The sequence below is a fragment of the Actinacidiphila sp. bgisy144 genome (assembly GCF_057708105.1).
In genome coordinates this window covers 1-14,835 of the sequence record NZ_JBYIRM010000032.1, presented here as the reverse complement: position 1 = coordinate 14,835, position 14,835 = coordinate 1, and the positions used below count along the sequence as shown (strand labels likewise).

Here is a 14,835-nt window from a genome sequence, read left to right as displayed (position 1 = left end):
CGACCCCCGCGGTGCGGCGCCCCGCTTTCCCGCCCCCGGCGCACCACCGCCGGGGGCCGTTCGGGTGCCGGTGCGCCCCCGCTGTCACACTCCCGCGGCGGCGGTCGTCATAGAAGTGGCGCCGCCCCGCGGCGGCGCCGTGTGTTCACCCCCGAAAGGCACGAAAGGCAATGACCATGGAAGCGCGCATGAAGAACCCGGCGATGATCCTCGGCGCCACCCAGTCCATCCAGGACATGTACAAGGCGATCTACTCCGGCGGCGTCCCGAAGACGACCCTGGACCTGGTCCACCTGCGCGCCAGCCAGATCAACGGGTGCAGCTCCTGCGTGGACTCCGGTGCCCGCGGCGCCCGCAAGAGCGGCGAGACCGAGGAGCGGCTGTTCGCCGTCGCCGCCTGGCGCGAGACCACCCTGTTCACCGACGAGGAGCGCGCCGCGCTGGCGCTGGCCGAGCACGCCACCCGGCTGGCCGACCGCAGCGACCCGGTGCCGGACGCGGTCTGGGACGCGGCCGCCGACCACTTCGACGAGAAGGGCCTGGCCGCGATCGTGCTGATGGTCGCGCTCACCAACTTCTTCAACCGGCTCAACGTCACCACCCAGCAGATGGCCGGCGACTGGGGCTGACCGGCCCCGCGCGGCACTGCCCCGGGTCCCCGCCCGGCGGGGACCCGGGGCCGTCCGCGTGCGCGCCCGGCGGCCCCGCACCTGCTTGAGCGGGCTTCCAGCCCGGCTCCAACCGTGCCGCGGACAGTAGCGTCACCGCCTCCCGCACCGGGGGGCACGACGCGAAGGGACCCCGTCCATGGCCGCCCTCGCCCTGCTCAGGCGCTTCGTCGGCGAGGTGTGCCGCTCCCTGGGCGCCTACGGGGCCATGCACGCCCTGGGGCTGTGGGTGCCGGGCTGGCCGCCCTTCGACCAGGAGCCGGAGCAGCCGGACGGCCCGCCGCCCGCGCACCCCGAACGCCTGCGCCCGCAGGACCCGCTGAGCGCGCTGGAGCGCTCGCTGCTGCGCCAGTGGCGGCGGCAGGACCGGCAGGAGCGGCGCCGCCGCCGGCAGGCCGAGCGGCGGCACCTGGAACGGCAGCGGGAAGAGCACCGCCGACGGCAGCGGGAGCAGCACCGCGAGCAGCGGCGGGAGCAGCAGCGCGAGCGGGAGCGGGACGCACGGGAGCAGCACCGCGAGCGGAAGCGGGACGCACGGGAACGGCAGCCGGACGCACGGGAGCAGCGGCGCCCGAAGCGCTGAGCGCCGCTCCCCCGGCCCGGTCAGGACAGGTCCTGCTCCCGCAGCGTCAGCAGCGCCTTGGCGATGCGGCGGGCCCGGGTCTCGGGCTTCTTCGCGCTCTCGACGGCCCGGATGTGCTCGCGCTTGCGGCTGGGCGTCAGGCTGTTGTAGGCCGTGGCGGCCACCGGGTCGGCCTTCAGCGCCGCGGCGAAGTCCTCGGGCTCGGTCACGGTGCGCGGCGCGGTGTCCAGGGCGAGTTCGACCTCGACCTCCTCGCCGGTGTCGACGCCCGCGGCCGCCCGGTTGGCCTTGCTGAAGCCGATCAGGTGCCGGCCGCGCATGATGGCGAGCCGGCTGCGCCAGGTGTGGCCGTTGACGGTGATGGTCACCGGCGGCCGCGCTCCCCCGCCGAGTTCCTCGACGATCTCGGGCGGCACCTCCAGCCCGCGCATGGGCTCCGGGGGCTCGACCTGGGTCCGAAACTTCATCGTCTGCTCCTGTCGGCGGGGCCGGTCCGGGTCCAGTGTCGCGATCCGGCCGCGGGGGCGCGGCCCCCTCGGCGTTCTGCGAGCATTATCACCATTGGCCGTGCCCCGTCCGCAACGGCGAACGGGGCACGGCGTGTTCGGGTGTGAGGAGCGGGCCGGCCGCGGTCAGTCGAAGCTCGGCCTGCGGTCGCGGGTGCGCTTCAACTCGAAGAACCCGTCGGTCGAGGTGACCGCCAGCACCCCGTCCCACAGCTTCGCGGCGGCCGCGCCGCGCGGCACCGGGGTGACCACCGGCCCGAAGAACGCGTTCCCGGCCACCGAGATCACCGGTGTGCCGACGTCGTCGCCGACCTGCTCCATGCCCTCGCGGTGCGAGCGCCGCAGCGCCGCGTCGTACTCGGCGGTGTCCATCGCCTCCGCCAGGTCGCCGTCCAGGCCCGCGGCTTCGAGCGCCGCCGCGGCGGTGGCCCGGTCCCGCGGCGCCTTCTCATGGTGGTAGCGGGTGCCCAGCTCGGTGTAGAGGCGGCCGAGCACCTCGGGGCCGTACTTCTGCTCGGCGGCGGCGCACACCCGCACCGGGCCGATGCCGCTCGCCGCCCGCCAGCGCTCCGGCAGGTCGCGGCCCTCGTTGAGGACGGCGAGGCTCATCACGCGCCAGCGCACCTCCACCGGCCGCAGCAGCGCCACTTCGTGCATCCAGCGCGATGCGATCCACGCCCAGGGGCACTGCGGATCGAACCAGAAGTCGACAGGGGTCGGGGTGCCTTGCGCCACGTCGGGCCTCCAATGGGACGGAACGGGGATGCGGTGCGGACGGCACGTCAGTCCCGGGCCCGCGCCGCCGCCGGGGCGACCGGCGCGGCGGCGCGCAGCGAACCGAGCACCTGGTCGGCGGCCCCCCGCGCGCTGACCACGCACTGGCCGATCCCGACGCCGTCGTACACGGCGCCGCAGACCGCGAGGGAGGGCTGCGCGGCCACGGACGCGCGAATCCGCGCCACCCGGTCGAGGTGCCCGACGGTGTACTGGGGCACCGCGTCAGCCCAGCGGCTGACCCGGGCCGCCACCGGGTCGCCCACCACCCCGGCGGCGCCGGCGACCTCGGCCGCGGCGAGCGCGACGAGGTCGGCGTCGTCGCGCTCCAGCACGGCGCCGTCGCCGCTGCCCCCGGCCTGGCAGCGTACGATCTCCACCTCGCCGGCCAGGTGCGGCCACTTGACGGTGGAGAAGGTGACGACCTTCATCGGCCGCCCGTCCACCGCGGGCAGCCGGTAGCCGCTGTGGCCCAGGGCACGCATGGCGTCGAGCGCGCCGCGCGGGTAGGCGAGGGTGATGATCACCGAGCCGGCGTGCGGGACTCCGCTGAGCTCACTCGCGGCGGCGCCGGCCCCGGGCACCCCGGCGAGCAGCCGGCCGGCCGCTCCGGCGGGCGCGGCGAGGACGACGGCGTCCGCGTCGACCACTTGCGTCCCGGCGGCGGTGTCCACGGTCAGCCGCCAGCCGTGTGCGGCGCGGGCGAGTTCCCGCACCGCGGACCCGGTGCGCACCGCCGAGCCGGGCGACGCGGCGAGCAGGGCGTCGGCGAGCACCCGGGGCAGCCGGCCCAGGCCCCCGACGAGGGTGGAGATGCCCGTGGGGGGCCGTACGCCGTCCGCCGGCAGCGGCGGGATCAGCGCGGCCGCCGCCTGTGCCAGGGAGGGGTGCCGGCGGGCGGCGCCGACCAGCGGGGAGAGCGTGGCCGCGGCGGACAGCTCGTCGGCGCGGCCGAAGTACGCGTCGGCCAGGAACGGGTCGACGAGCCGGTCCACGACCTCGTGGCCCAGCCGCGACCCGACGAACTGCGCCACCGACACGTCGCCGTCCGGCGCTGACATGGGCCGCACGGCGTCCTCGCGGGCCCGGTCCACCGCGGCGCCGGACAACAGGCCGACGCCGGCCAGCTCGTCCATGTCGCAGGGCACCCCCATGAACTGGCGGTCCGGCAGGGGGCGCAGGGCGCCGCCGGTCCTGATCGCCATCGCCTTGGTGCCCGCCGAGACGACCCGGTCCGCGAGCCCGGCCTCCTTCAGCAGCCGCGCGGTCTTGGGGCGCTTGGCGTACGTGGACTCGGCGCCCTCGTCGACGACGGTGCCGGCCAGCTCCGAGACGGCGAGCTGCCCGCCGATCCGCGACGACCCCTCCAGGACCGTCACCCGCACCGGTTCGTTCCGCAGGAAGAACGCCGCCGCGAGGCCCGCGACACCGCCCCCGACGACGACCACATGCGGGACTTCGCGCGTCCGAGACATTCCGTTGTCCGCCATTCCGCCGGCTCCCTCATGGATTGGGTGTGGCCCCAGTGTCGACAGGCCCGGCGGCAGTCCCGGTCGAGTCCGGGTGGACCCCGACCCGCGGCCCCGGCCCGCGGCCCCGGCGGTGGCGTGCGGCCCGGGCGGTGGCGTGCGATCGGCGCTCGACCGGCCGTCCACCGGCCTGCCGGACAGTGGCGGTACCGGCCACCACCAGCCCAGCCTGAGGAGAGCGCCATGCGGAAGGTCGTATCGCGGGACGGCACGACGATCGCCTACCGGTCGGCGGGCGACGGCCCGCCGATCGTCCTGATGAACGGCGCGTTCCGCGACCACACGATCTTCGACGCGCTCGTGCCCGAACTCGCCCCGCACTGCACCGTGTACGTCTACGACCGCCGGGGGCGCGGCGAGAGCGGCGACAGCCCGGCGTACGCCGTCGAGCGGGAGATCGAGGACCTGGCCGCGCTGATCGACGAGGCGGGCGGCGCGGCGGTGGTGTTCGCCGGGTCCACCGGCGCGAACCTCGCGCTCGAGGCGGCCATGGCCGGGCTGCCGATCACCAGACTGGCGCTGCACGAGCCGTACTTCCGCACCGCCGGGCACCCCAAGCCGCCGGCCGACTGCATGGAGGTGCTGCGGGGGCTGCTCGCGGACGGGCGGCGCGGCGAGACCGCGGAGTACTGGCTCACCGAACTGCTCGGCCTGTCCCCCGCGGTCCTCGCGGACTGGCGGCGCGGCCCGCTGTGGGCGACGAACGAGGCGAACGCCCACACGCTGCTGTACGACACCGCGATCCTCGGCGACTTCGAGGTGCCCGAGCAGCGCCTCGCGACGCTGCGGGTCCCCTCGCTCGTCGTCCACAGCGAGAGCACCGGCGACTGGCTGCGCGACGCCGCCCGCGCGACCGCCCGCGCCCTGCCCAACGGCTGGGGCATGGGGCTGCCGGGCACCTGGCACCGCATCCACACCGACATCCTCGGCCGGGTGCTCGCCGGTTTCGCCACCTCCTGAGCGGCGGCGCCGACCGCCCCAACCACCGCGTACGGCACGGGGACCCGCGGGTCCGCGTGCCGTACGCGCAGGTGCGCTCCCCGCGCCGACGGCGCAGCTCCGCCTGCGGCACACACGACCGGCCCGCCTCCCCTGTGCCGCGGAGGCGGGCCGGTCGCGGTGCGCGCGGTCAGTCCGAAGCGGCGGGCGGCACCGTCCAGTTCGCCCGCAGCCAGCTCTCCAGGCCGACCAGGTCCGGGCGCCGGCGGCGCAGCGCGGGCAGGTCCGCGCGGTAGCCCTCGCGGTCCAGCCAGTCGAACATCCGGGCCAGGTCCGGGCGGGCGGCCCGCAGCGGCTCGAAGGACTGCTGCTCGTACCGGGTCGGCAGGCCCGAGACGCGCGCGAACGCCTCGGCCATCTGCGGTCCGGTCAACTCGTCGCTCGCGATCTCGACCTGCCGGCCCAGCCACGCGTCCGGGTCGTCGAAGGCGTCCGCGGCGAACGCGCCGATGTCGGAGGTCGCGATGACCTGCACCGCGACCTGCGGGCGCAGCCACAGGCCGAGGACGAGCCCGCCGTCCGCGCGGCGCGGGCCGATGTCGCGCAGCACGTCGTGGAACATCGCCGGCCGCAGTACGGTCGCGGGCAGCCCGAGCTTGTCGATGTGCTGCTCGATGCGCCACTTGCTCTCGAAGTGCGGGATGCCGCTGCCGCGTTCGGCGCCGCCCACCGAGCTGTACACGAAGTGCGCGACGCCCGTGGCCGCGGCGGCGTCGGCCACTGTCCTGCCGTGCCGTTCCTCGGCGTCCGACCCGCCCGGCGTGCGGAAGGTCTGGACGCTGAAGACGCCGTGCACCCCCGTCATCGCCGCGCGCAGCGACGCCTCGTCGTCGAAGTCGCCGGGCACCAGCACCGCGCCCCGCGCAGCGAGCGCCTGCGCCGCCGCGGACTGCGGCGCACGCACCAGCGCGTGCACCGTCCGCCCGCGGCGCAGCAGTTCACGGGCCACCGCGCCGCCCTGTCTGCCGGTCCCGCCCAGGACCAGCACCGTCCCGTCCACCGTCACCGTCTGCCTCCGTCTCGGCTGCCTCAGCCGCCTGGTCGTTGCGCTGTGCGGGCCTTCCTGGACCGCTTGCCGTGTCCGGGCCGCGAACCGCTACGCGCCGGGGCCGGCCAGCAGCCGGGTGAGCACGTCGGCCAGGGTGGCCGCCGGGTCGTCCGCGGCGGTCGCGGCACGCCAGGCGACGTGGTTGTCCGGGCGCACCAGGATCGCGCCGTCCGCGGCGGTCCCCCGTACGGCCGCCCAGCCGCCGTCGGTGTCCGTGTACGGGGCGCCGGCGCCGCCGATGCGGACCGCGGTGACCGGGGTGGCGAGCTTCTCCGCGACCTGGGCGGCCGCCTCGCACCAGGCGGCCCCGTCCGGGCCGGTGAGCAGGACGAAGCCGCGCTCGGGGCCGGCCAGGTCGTGGGTCGACACGCGCCGGCCGTCGTGCTCCAGCCAGGCGTGCGGCAGCCGGTGCCCGGGCCGGGTCGTGGGGTGGTAGACGTCGCGCATCGCGGTGCGCGGCGGCGGCGCGCTGCCGTCGGGGAGCACCGCGCCCTGCTCGTAGGCGAAGCCGATCTCCAGGTCGTGGGCCTGCCCGCCGGCCCGGTGGGTGTCGAGGATCTCCGCGGTGCGCGCCCGCACCACGTCGCCGATCGGGGACTCCTCGAAGAACCGGGCGAACATCCGCTCCCGGCGCTGCTGGGGCGCGTGCGGGCCCAGCCCGATCGTCTCCAGGACCGTCTGGTGGTGGGAGGCGGCGGACACCGCCCAGTCGACGTTGTGCCGGCACACCGGGCGCCGCTCGGCCTCATAGCTGTCCAGGAGGGCGTCGCCGGCCCGGCCGGAGAGCACCGCGGCCAGCTTCCAGGAGAGGTTGTGGGCGTCCTGGATACCGGAGTTGAGGCCGAGGCCGACGGTCGGCGGCTGGCGGTGCGCGGAGTCCCCGGCCAGCAGCACGCGGCCCTTGCGGTAGTGCTCGGCGACCAGTGCCTCCACGGTCCAGTTCGTCACGTGGTGCAAGGTCAGCTCCAGGTCGGGCACGCGCAGCAGCTCGCGGATGCGGGCCGTGACCGCCTCCTCGTCCAGGCGGCCGTCCGGCATCGGCGGGAAGTGCAGCACCCACTCCTCGCACGCCTTGCCCCAGCTCGGCCCCATCTCGATGAGGTTGCTGCACAGGTCGGGGTCGTAGGCGTTGAGGAAGTGGGTGAGCAGCGTGCCCTCCTGCCACCACGGCGACAGGTCGGCGGCGAAGTAGGCGGTGGTGACGTCGAGGAGGCCGTGCAGGCCCTGCATCTCGATGCCGAGCGCGCCGCCGACGGTGCGGCCGCCGTCGGCGCCGATGAGGTACTGCGCCGTGACGGTGGTGGTCTCGCCGGTCGCGACCTCGCGGATCTCGGCCACCACGTGGTCGCCCCGGTCCTCGAAGCCGGTCATCTCGTGGCCGAAGCGCACCCGGCCGGGATTGCGCTCCTCCGCGGTGCGGCGCAGGATCGGCTCCAGCCTGACCTGCGGCAGCTTGACCGGCAGGACGGGGCCGGCCGCGGCGTAGCGCTCGCGCAGCACGCCGCCGCCGAAGGCGTCCATCTCGTGGATCAGCCGGGTGTCCATGGGCTCGTCCCCGGCCAGCGAGGTCAGCCAGCGCAGGCCGCCGAACAGCTCCAGGGGCGCGCCCTGCTCGGTCATCGGCCGGTCCAGTCCGTGCTGCCGGAAGATCTCCATGGTGCGCTGGTTGAGGTAGTGCGCCTTCGGCACGTGGGCGGTGTCGGAGTGCCGCTCCACCAGCAGATGGGCCACACCGTGGTCGGACAGGAAGTTGGAGGCGGCCAGGCCGCATCCGCCGCCGCCCACGATCAGAACCGGAACCTCGACTGCTGCCATTGTGGTCCTTCCTGGAGGTGGCAGCCGCGCGCTCGCGGGGGCTGCCGCACGGGCCGGGCCGCCGGTCGCCGGTCGGCCCGTCGCGTCCTGGCACTGACGCGGACTGGGGGTGGTGCGCAGGGGTGGTGGTGCGGGTGGTGGTGCGCGGGAGTGGTGGTGCGGGTGCGCGGCGGTGCGCTCGGGCCGCGGTGTTCTCGTAGCGTGCCGACGGCGTCTGTAGCCGCGGTCAAGGACGGGTGGACCCCGCGGGTTGCGGGTGCCTGCGCCCGGCCCGTGCGGCAGCGGCCCCCGCGAGCGCCCGGTGGAAGCGGTCGTCCGCGGTCTGGCCCGCCTCCCACTGCACGCCCACGGCGAAGGGCCGGCCGTCGGCCTCGACGGCCTCGACCGTCCCGTCGGGGGCCCACGCGGTCGCCGTCAGGCCGGTCCCGACGGTGTCGACGGCCTGGTGGTGGTGGCAGAACGACTCGGCGCCGCCGTCGCCCAGGATGCCCGCGACCCGGCTGCCGGGCCGGAGCTCCAGCGCGTGCCGGCCGAAGGTGAAGCCGGCGGTGGCCGGGCGGTGGGAGTCGTCGCCGGTGGTCTCCGGCAGGTGCTGGTGCAGGGTGCCGCCGCGCTGCACGTTCAGCAGCTGCATGCCGCGGCAGACGGCGAGCAGCGGCAGGTCCGCCGCCAGCGCCGCGCCGATCAGCGCCAGTTCGGCGCGGTCCAGGTCCGGGCGGACGGCCCGGGTGCTGGGGTGCGGCGGCTGCCCGTACAGCGCGGGGTCGACGTCGGGGCCGCCGGGCACCAGCAGGCCGTCGAGGGTGCCGGCGAGCTCCTGCGCGCCGTGGCCCAGCGGCAGCACCACGGGCAGGCAGCCGGCCGCGGCGAGGAAGTCCACATGGGACTGGAGCGCCAGGCTGACCGTCAGCGCGCTGCCCTGGAGGGTGACCGGCGCGGTCCGCGCGGCGATCCCGACGACCGGGCGCCGCTCTCCGGTTGCCGCGGCCGTCACGCCTGACCGCCCGTCAGCTCGCCGGACGGCTCACCCGCCGCGGCCGCGGGGCCCGGCGCGACGTGGACGTAGCCGTCCTCGACCTTCACCCGGTAGGTGGGGATCGGGCGCGTCGCGGGCGGGCCCGAGGGGGCGCCGGTTTTCAGGTCGAAGCAGGAGCCGTGGAGCCAGCACTCGATCGTCCCGTCGTAGACCTCGCCCTCGGCGAGGGGCACTTCGGCGTGCGAGCACAGCTCGCCGACCGCGTAGACCGTGCCGCCGCTGCGGGCCAGCGTGACCGCGGTGCCGTCGACCTCCACCGCGATCGCGCCTTCGGCCGGGACCTTCTCTTCCGGGCAGACCTTGACGAAGCTCATCGGTCGGGCTCTCCTCCTCCGTCGGATTCCGGCGGCCGCTCGGTCCCCGCCGGAGCGGGGCGGGGAGCCGGCCGCCCGCCACCCTGCCCGCGCGCGGTGGAGTACGGCCCGAGGAACGGACGAGGCTCGCTGCACCCGGGCCAGCCCGCCCCGCCCGGCTGCCCCGCCCGCCTGTCCCGCCCGCCTGTCCCGCCCGCCCGCGGCCGTCACCACGGCACCGGGCCCTCCTCGGCCAGCGACGCCCCGGACGGCCCGTCCGCGTCCAGCAGCGCCAGCCGTACGGCGATCACGGCGCCCTGGGCGGGGGTGCGGTGCCCGCGGCGGTGGTTGATGTCGGTGGCCACCACGCCGGGGTGGGCGGCGTTGACCTTGACCGCCGTGCCCCGCAGCTCCTTCGCGTAGGCGAGGGTCAGCGCGTTGAGGGCGGTCTTCGAGGACTGGTAGGCGATCATGTTGACCCCGGCGAGCGGGGAGTCCGGGTCGGCGTGCAGGGCCAGCGACCCGATGTGGCTGGACATGTTGACGATGCGGCCCGCCGGGGCGCGGCGCAGCAGCGGCAGCATCGCGCGGGTGACGGTGACCACGCCGAAGACGTTGGTCTCGTAGACCGCGCGCAGGTCGTCGGCCGTGGCCTGGCTGGGGGCGCCGGTGAAGCCGCCGGCGATGCCCGCGTTGTTCACCAGGATGTCCAGGCGGCCGTGGCGCCGCTCGATACGGGCCGCCGCCTCGGCGACGCCGGCGGCGTCGGTCACGTCCAGCCGCAGCGGTTCGGCGTCGATGCCGCCGGCGGCCAGCGCGTCGGCGGCCTGCTTGCCGCGTCCCTCGTCCCGGGCGCCGACCAGGACGCGGATGCCCCGCTGCCCCAACTGGCGCGCCGTCTCGTACCCGATCCCCTTGTTGGCGCCCGTGACGAGCGCGACCTTCCCGGCGGTGTCGGCTTCCCCGGCTTCCCCGACTTCCCCGGCTTCTCCGGTCACGGCGGCTTTCCCGGTCATCGCGGCCTCCCCGGTCATCGCGGCCCGTCCCTTCTGCGGTGGTCCGGCCGCCCCGGCCGGCGTGTGCGACGCTCCCTCCCGTGGTGGCGGGGGTTCCCCGAACTGTGCGCACCGGCACGGCGGTTGTCGACGCCCGGGCCGTTCAGGGCGTGCTCAACCGCGCCCGCTCCGCAGTCGAGCACGCCGGGTGCCACCGGCCGCACGGCGTTCCGGTGCGTTCAGTTGCCGCCGCCGCGTGCCGGGCGGCAGCCTGGGCCCCGGCACCCGCCGCCGCGCACCCGGAAGGGGGCGCTCGGGCGGCGCGGCTCGGCCCCGACTCCCAGGAGATGACCCGATGCCACCGCGGATGAACAACCCCTCGCTGATCGTGCCGGACGCCCTGCAACCGCTGCTCGACCTGTCCAAGGTCATCGGCGCGACCGGTGTGCCGCAGCGGACCCTGGACCTGGTCCGGCTGCGGGTGAGCCAGATCAACGGCCGCCGCTACACGCTGCCGGCCGACCTCGGGCCGGCCGCCGCGGCCGACGAGCGGCTGCCGCGGGTGGCCGGGTGGCGCGCGGCGGACTGCTTCTCCGGGGCCGAGCGCGCCGCACTGGCGCTGGCCGAGGCGACCACCGAGATCAGCGGGCGGGAGGACCCGGTGGCCGACGAGGTCTGGGCGCAGGCCGAGGCGCACTTCACGGCGGAGGAACTCGCCGCGCTGGTCCTCCACATCGGCCTGGTCAACCTCTGGAACCGGGTCAACGTCTCCACCCGGCAGGTACCGGCCGACTGGCGCTGACGCGCGCCGACCGCCTCGGCAGGCGCCTGCCGACCGTACGCACGGAGGGAAGTCATCACGATGCTCAAGCTCATCAACGCCGGCCTGGGCCGGACCGGGACGACGTCGTTGCAGGTGGCACTGGAGCGGCTGGGCCTGGGCCCCTGCTACCACATGTTCGACATCGTCGGCGACGAGAAGCGGCTGCGGCAGTGGGAGGGCATCGTCTGCGACGGCGAGGAGCCGGACTGGGCCGCGGTGTTCGACGGCTACACCTCCGCCGTGGACGGCCCGCCCTCCTTCTACTACCGCCCGATCGCCGAGGCGTTCCCCGCGGCCAAGGTGGTGCTCACGGTGCGCGACGCGGAGGGCTGGTACGACAGCACGTACCACACGCTCTTCCAGTTCGTGCTCAAAGGCCGGGAGGACCCGCCGCAGGAGGGCTCCCGGCAGGCCCGGGTGCTGCGGATGACGACCGCCATGACGTGGGACGGGCTCTTCGACGGCCGGTTCGAGGACCGGGCCCACGCGATCGAGGTGTACCACCGGCGCAACCAGCAGATCATCGACTCCGTCCCCCGGGAGCGGCTGCTCGTCCTCGACGTGCAGCAGGGCTGGGAGCCGCTGTGCGACTTCCTCGGGGTCGAGGTGCCGGCGGAGGAGTTCCCGCACGTCAACACCACCGCCTCGATGCGGGATCGGATGCGGCGGATGGGCGGCGCGGGCGGTCCGCTCGCGCCCGAGGGCGTCAACCGGCCCTGACCGCCCGTCCGTCGGCGCGAGGCAACCAGTGAGCAGCTGCGGCACCGGCCGGCCGACGCCGGCGGGCCGCCGGACACGATGGGGGAGACACGATGCGGAAGACGTCACGGAGACGAAGACTCGTCGCGGCGGTGGCCGCGGTGGCCGCGCTCGCCGGGGTGGCCGCGGCCGCACCGGCGCAGGCGGCCACCGGGCCCGCGGCGGCCAGGACGGCTGCGGCGGCGGTCACGGCGGTCACGCCGGCGGCGGGGACCATCAGCTGGGCGCCCTGCCCGGACAGCGACCCGCTCGTCGGCACCCTCCTCAAGGGGCTGGAGTGCGGGTCCCTGCGGGTGCCGCTCGACTACGCCGAGCCCGGCGGCCGGCAGATCACCCTGGCGCTGACCCGGGCCCGGCACACCGCGCCCGACGACCAGTACCAGGGCGTGGTGCTGCTCAACCGCGGCCAGTGGCCGGGCCAGTTCGGGCGGGACCTGCCCACCCGCTTCGCCACCGGCACCTCCGGCCTGCCGACCGGCACCGGCGCCCAGTACGACTGGATCGGCTTCGACCCGCGGGGCACCGGCGCCAGCGAGCCGATGGTCACCTGCGACCCGGCCTACCTGTGGCCGGGTCAGGCCCGGCCGGACTACGTGCCGCGCACGCCGCCGAGATGAGCACCTGGGTGGACCGGGCCCGCAGCTTCGCCCGCAGCTGCGGAGACGCCTACGGCGACGTGCTGCCGTACCTCGGCACCAAGGACGCCGCCCGGGACCTCGACAGCATCCGGCAGGCGCTCGGCCAGCAGCGGATCAGCTACTTCGGCTACGACTACGGCACCTACCTCGGCGCGGTCTACGCCTCCATGTTCCCCAGCCGGGTACGGCGGATGGTGCTGGACACCGTGGTCGCGCCGGCCGGCACCTGGTACGCCACGGACCTGGCGCAGAGCGACACCTTCGAGAAGAGCGCCGGCACGTACTTCTCCTGGATCGCCGCCCATGACGCCACCTACCACCTGGGCAGCACCGAGGCCGCCGTCGAGGCCCGCTACTACCAGGGCATGGACGCGGTGCGCCGAGCACCGATCAGCGGGCAGATCGGCCCGTCGGAGTACTCCGACATCTTCCTCGTCAGCCTCTACCGCCGCTCCTCCTGGGCCGCGAACGCCAAGGCGCTCGCCGACTGGGTGCTGCGCGCGGACCCGGCCGGGCTCCAGGCGGGCTTCGGCGTGCCGGGCACCCCGACGCAGAACAAGCAGGCCATGTACAGCGCGGTGCAGTGCGTCGACACGCCCTGGCCGCACGACTGGAAGCGCTGGCAGCAGGACTACGCGGCGCGGTACGCCGCCGGCGACCACATGATGACCTGGTCCGACGCCTGGTACAACGCGCCCTGCGCCTTCTGGCCGGTGCCGGCCGCGACACCGCAGCGGATCGGCAGCGGCGCGGACGTGCTGCTGCTCCAGGGCGACGACGTCGGCAGCTCCCCGCTGTCGGGCGCCCTGCGGATGCAGCGCGAGTTCCCCGACTCCCGGCTGGTGGTGGAGCACGGCGGCTTCGAACACGAGACGTCCATGTCCCGCAACGCCAACGCCTGTATGAACGCGTACGTCAGCGCCTTCTTCAAGGACGGCAGCCGCCCGGCGGCCGGCCCGGGCGCCGACGCGACCTGCGCGGCCAATCCGGCACCGGCGCCGCCCGCCGAAAGCTGACACCGGCTTTCACGAAGTGCCGCGACGAGGCGTCAACCGCGGAAATTCCGCGGTTGAACGCCTTTTCGCACGCGGTGTATCCGCCGCTTTTTCGCAAGGCTCCGCCGGCGTTTTCGCGCACCGCCTCTTCTCATTGCGAGCGCGCCCGGCGGCATGCAATTCTGAGCCGATGATTCACCACCCGCCCTATGTTGGAGGGCCCTTGTGGAAACTGGCGTGATCATTGTCGGGGCCGGCCCGGTCGGCCTGTTACTGGCGGGCGAACTCCGTCTGGGCGGCGTGGAGGTGGCCGTCTACGAAAAGCTCTCCGCCCGGTCCGGGGAATCCCGCGCGCTCGGTTTCAACCGGCGGGCCGCGGAATCCCTGGCGCAGCGCGGCCTGCTGTCCCGGCTGGCGCCCTTCCGCTGGGGCCCGATGGGGCACTTCGGCGGGGTGCGTTTCGACCTCGGCATTCTCGACGAGGACCACAGCGGGGTGCTGGGCCTTTCGCAGGCCCGCACCGAGGAAATGCTGGAGGGCCGGCTCGCCGAACTCGGCGTCCCGGTGCGGCGCGGCCACGAGGTGACCGGGCTGCGCGAGACGGCCGACGGCGTGACCGTGTCGTTCGCGGGGCCGGACGGCCCCGGCGAGGCGGCCGCCGCCTACGTGGTCGGCTGCGACGGCCCGCACAGCGCGGTCCGTGCGGCGGCGGGCATCACCGTGACCGGGCGGGCGGCGACACGGGGCATGTACACCGCGGAGATCAGCGGCGTCACGCTGCGCCCGCGGCCGATCGGCGAGCGGCTGCCGGGCGGGAACATGGTGGTGTGCACGCCGCTGGGCGAGGGCCGCTACCGCGTCGTGGTCCATGACCGGACCCTGCCGCCCGACCCCGACCCCGGCACCCTGACCTTCGAGCGGGTCGCCGACGCGTGGCAGCGGCTGACCGGCGAGTCGATCCACGGCGCGCGGCCGCTGTGGCTGTGGGCCTGCGGCAATGCGGCCGGGCTCGCCGACCGGTACCGGCAGGGCCGGGTGCTGCTGGCCGGCGACGCCGCGCACGCGATGCCGCCGCTGGCCGCGTGGGGGCTGAGCGCCGGTCTCCAGGACGCGGCGAACCTCGGCTGGAAGCTGGCGCTGGTGCTGGCCGGGCGGGCCCCGGACGGGCTGCTGGAGACGTACCACGCCGAACGCCACCCGGTCGGCGCGGCGCTGGTGCGCAACGCGCAGGCGGCGTCGATGCTCTACCTGGGCGACGACGCCATGGACCCGGTCCGCGAGGTGCTGGGCGAGCTGGTGGCGCACAAGGACGCGGCCGGGCAACTGGCCGGCGTCGTCAGCGGTTTGGGCATCCGGTATCCGATGGGCCCGGGC

General features: G+C 75.4%; 16 protein-coding genes. 8 read left to right on the top strand and 8 right to left on the bottom strand.

The window, feature by feature from the left end:
- Positions 1-176: 176 nt before the first annotated feature.
- Entirely contained in the window at positions 177-629 is a 453-nt protein-coding gene (locus AC3EVP_RS29405) for a carboxymuconolactone decarboxylase family protein (protein WP_335979374.1), read from the top strand.
- 178 nt (positions 630-807) lie between these two features.
- Positions 808-1,251: a DUF6059 family protein gene (locus tag AC3EVP_RS29400; RefSeq protein WP_435135057.1), complete on the top strand. Its 444-nt coding sequence runs from the start codon at positions 808-810 to the stop codon at positions 1,249-1,251.
- A 20-nt stretch (positions 1,252-1,271) separates the two neighbouring features.
- On the opposite strand, the gene AC3EVP_RS29395 is transcribed toward AC3EVP_RS29400, so the two are convergent.
- The 3 genes from AC3EVP_RS29395 to hemG form a co-directional block, all read right to left on the bottom strand.
- Positions 1,272-1,718, bottom strand: a complete 447-nt coding sequence (locus AC3EVP_RS29395) for a YdeI/OmpD-associated family protein (RefSeq protein WP_335979371.1) — start codon at positions 1,716-1,718, stop codon at positions 1,272-1,274.
- Positions 1,719-1,883: 165 nt separating this feature from the next.
- A complete protein-coding gene (locus AC3EVP_RS29390; protein ID WP_435135055.1) occupies positions 1,884-2,492 on the bottom strand; it encodes a mycothiol-dependent nitroreductase Rv2466c family protein in 609 nt (202 codons plus the stop codon).
- Positions 2,493-2,539: 47 nt separating this feature from the next.
- Positions 2,540-4,021: a protoporphyrinogen oxidase gene (gene hemG / locus AC3EVP_RS29385; protein ID WP_435135052.1), complete on the bottom strand. Its 1,482-nt coding sequence runs from the start codon at positions 4,019-4,021 to the stop codon at positions 2,540-2,542.
- Between the two features lie 222 nt (positions 4,022-4,243).
- Here hemG and AC3EVP_RS29380 point away from each other — a divergent pair, with 222 nt between their 5' ends.
- Positions 4,244-5,020 (top strand): alpha/beta fold hydrolase, encoded by a 777-nt coding sequence (locus AC3EVP_RS29380; RefSeq protein WP_435135050.1) that lies wholly within the window; start codon positions 4,244-4,246, stop codon positions 5,018-5,020.
- 169 nt (positions 5,021-5,189) lie between these two features.
- Here AC3EVP_RS29380 and AC3EVP_RS29375 read toward each other — a convergent pair whose 3' ends face one another.
- The 5 genes from AC3EVP_RS29375 to AC3EVP_RS29355 form a co-directional block, all read right to left on the bottom strand.
- Positions 5,190-6,065 carry an NmrA family NAD(P)-binding protein gene (locus tag AC3EVP_RS29375; RefSeq protein ID WP_435135047.1) on the bottom strand — a complete coding sequence of 292 codons (876 nt, stop codon included), beginning with the start codon at positions 6,063-6,065 and terminating at the stop codon, positions 5,190-5,192.
- A 90-nt stretch (positions 6,066-6,155) separates the two neighbouring features.
- Positions 6,156-7,922 (bottom strand): FAD-dependent monooxygenase, encoded by a 1,767-nt coding sequence (locus tag AC3EVP_RS29370; protein WP_435135044.1) that lies wholly within the window; start codon positions 7,920-7,922, stop codon positions 6,156-6,158.
- 226 nt (positions 7,923-8,148) lie between these two features.
- Positions 8,149-8,916: a gamma-glutamyl-gamma-aminobutyrate hydrolase family protein gene (locus AC3EVP_RS29365; protein ID WP_435135042.1), complete on the bottom strand. Its 768-nt coding sequence runs from the start codon at positions 8,914-8,916 to the stop codon at positions 8,149-8,151.
- Positions 8,913-9,272 carry a non-heme iron oxygenase ferredoxin subunit gene (locus AC3EVP_RS29360; RefSeq protein ID WP_435135039.1) on the bottom strand — a complete coding sequence of 120 codons (360 nt, stop codon included), beginning with the start codon at positions 9,270-9,272 and terminating at the stop codon, positions 8,913-8,915. Before AC3EVP_RS29360 ends, AC3EVP_RS29365 begins: the two co-directional genes overlap by 4 nt.
- Before the next feature lie 206 nt (positions 9,273-9,478).
- Positions 9,479-10,267, bottom strand: a complete 789-nt coding sequence (locus tag AC3EVP_RS29355; RefSeq protein ID WP_435135036.1) for an SDR family oxidoreductase — start codon at positions 10,265-10,267, stop codon at positions 9,479-9,481.
- Between the two features lie 334 nt (positions 10,268-10,601).
- Here AC3EVP_RS29355 and AC3EVP_RS29350 point away from each other — a divergent pair, with 334 nt between their 5' ends.
- The 5 genes from AC3EVP_RS29350 to AC3EVP_RS29330 all read left to right on the top strand — a co-directional run.
- The gene (locus tag AC3EVP_RS29350; protein WP_335979354.1) at positions 10,602-11,048 is read left to right on the top strand and encodes a carboxymuconolactone decarboxylase family protein; all 447 of its coding nucleotides are present in this window, start codon (positions 10,602-10,604) and stop codon (positions 11,046-11,048) included.
- A gap of 60 nt (positions 11,049-11,108) precedes the next feature.
- Positions 11,109-11,789, top strand: a complete 681-nt coding sequence (locus AC3EVP_RS29345) for a sulfotransferase family protein (RefSeq protein WP_435135033.1) — start codon at positions 11,109-11,111, stop codon at positions 11,787-11,789.
- A 92-nt stretch (positions 11,790-11,881) separates the two neighbouring features.
- On the top strand, positions 11,882-12,445 hold the full coding sequence (locus tag AC3EVP_RS29340; protein ID WP_435135030.1) for a hypothetical protein: 564 nt from the start codon (positions 11,882-11,884) through the stop codon (positions 12,443-12,445).
- A complete protein-coding gene (locus AC3EVP_RS29335) occupies positions 12,442-13,482 on the top strand; it encodes an alpha/beta fold hydrolase (RefSeq protein WP_435135027.1) in 1,041 nt (346 codons plus the stop codon). Before AC3EVP_RS29340 ends, AC3EVP_RS29335 begins: the two co-directional genes overlap by 4 nt.
- A 216-nt stretch (positions 13,483-13,698) precedes the next feature.
- A partial coding sequence (locus AC3EVP_RS29330) for an FAD-dependent monooxygenase (RefSeq protein WP_435135024.1) occupies positions 13,699-14,835 on the top strand: 1,137 nt, incomplete at its 3' end.

Bases quoted from the DNA above. Each gene is read 5' to 3' on its own strand.
- AC3EVP_RS29395 (WP_335979371.1), bottom strand. From the start codon at position 1,718: ATGAAGTTTCGGACCCAGGTCGAGCCCCCGGAGCCCATGCGCGGGCTG.
- AC3EVP_RS29335 (WP_435135027.1), top strand. From the start codon at position 12,442: ATGAGCACCTGGGTGGACCGGGCCCGCAGCTTCGCCCGCAGCTGCGGA.
- AC3EVP_RS29370 (WP_435135044.1), bottom strand. From the start codon at position 7,922: ATGGCAGCAGTCGAGGTTCCGGTTCTGATCGTGGGCGGCGGCGGATGC.
- AC3EVP_RS29345 (WP_435135033.1), top strand. From the start codon at position 11,109: ATGCTCAAGCTCATCAACGCCGGCCTGGGCCGGACCGGGACGACGTCG.
- AC3EVP_RS29355 (WP_435135036.1), bottom strand. From the start codon at position 10,267: ATGACCGGGAAAGCCGCCGTGACCGGAGAAGCCGGGGAAGTCGGGGAA.
- AC3EVP_RS29340 (WP_435135030.1), top strand. From the start codon at position 11,882: ATGCGGAAGACGTCACGGAGACGAAGACTCGTCGCGGCGGTGGCCGCG.
- hemG (WP_435135052.1), bottom strand. From the start codon at position 4,021: ATGGCGGACAACGGAATGTCTCGGACGCGCGAAGTCCCGCATGTGGTC.
- AC3EVP_RS29350 (WP_335979354.1), top strand. From the start codon at position 10,602: ATGCCACCGCGGATGAACAACCCCTCGCTGATCGTGCCGGACGCCCTG.
- AC3EVP_RS29405 (WP_335979374.1), top strand. From the start codon at position 177: ATGGAAGCGCGCATGAAGAACCCGGCGATGATCCTCGGCGCCACCCAG.
- AC3EVP_RS29360 (WP_435135039.1), bottom strand. From the start codon at position 9,272: ATGAGCTTCGTCAAGGTCTGCCCGGAAGAGAAGGTCCCGGCCGAAGGC.
- AC3EVP_RS29380 (WP_435135050.1), top strand. From the start codon at position 4,244: ATGCGGAAGGTCGTATCGCGGGACGGCACGACGATCGCCTACCGGTCG.
- AC3EVP_RS29400 (WP_435135057.1), top strand. From the start codon at position 808: ATGGCCGCCCTCGCCCTGCTCAGGCGCTTCGTCGGCGAGGTGTGCCGC.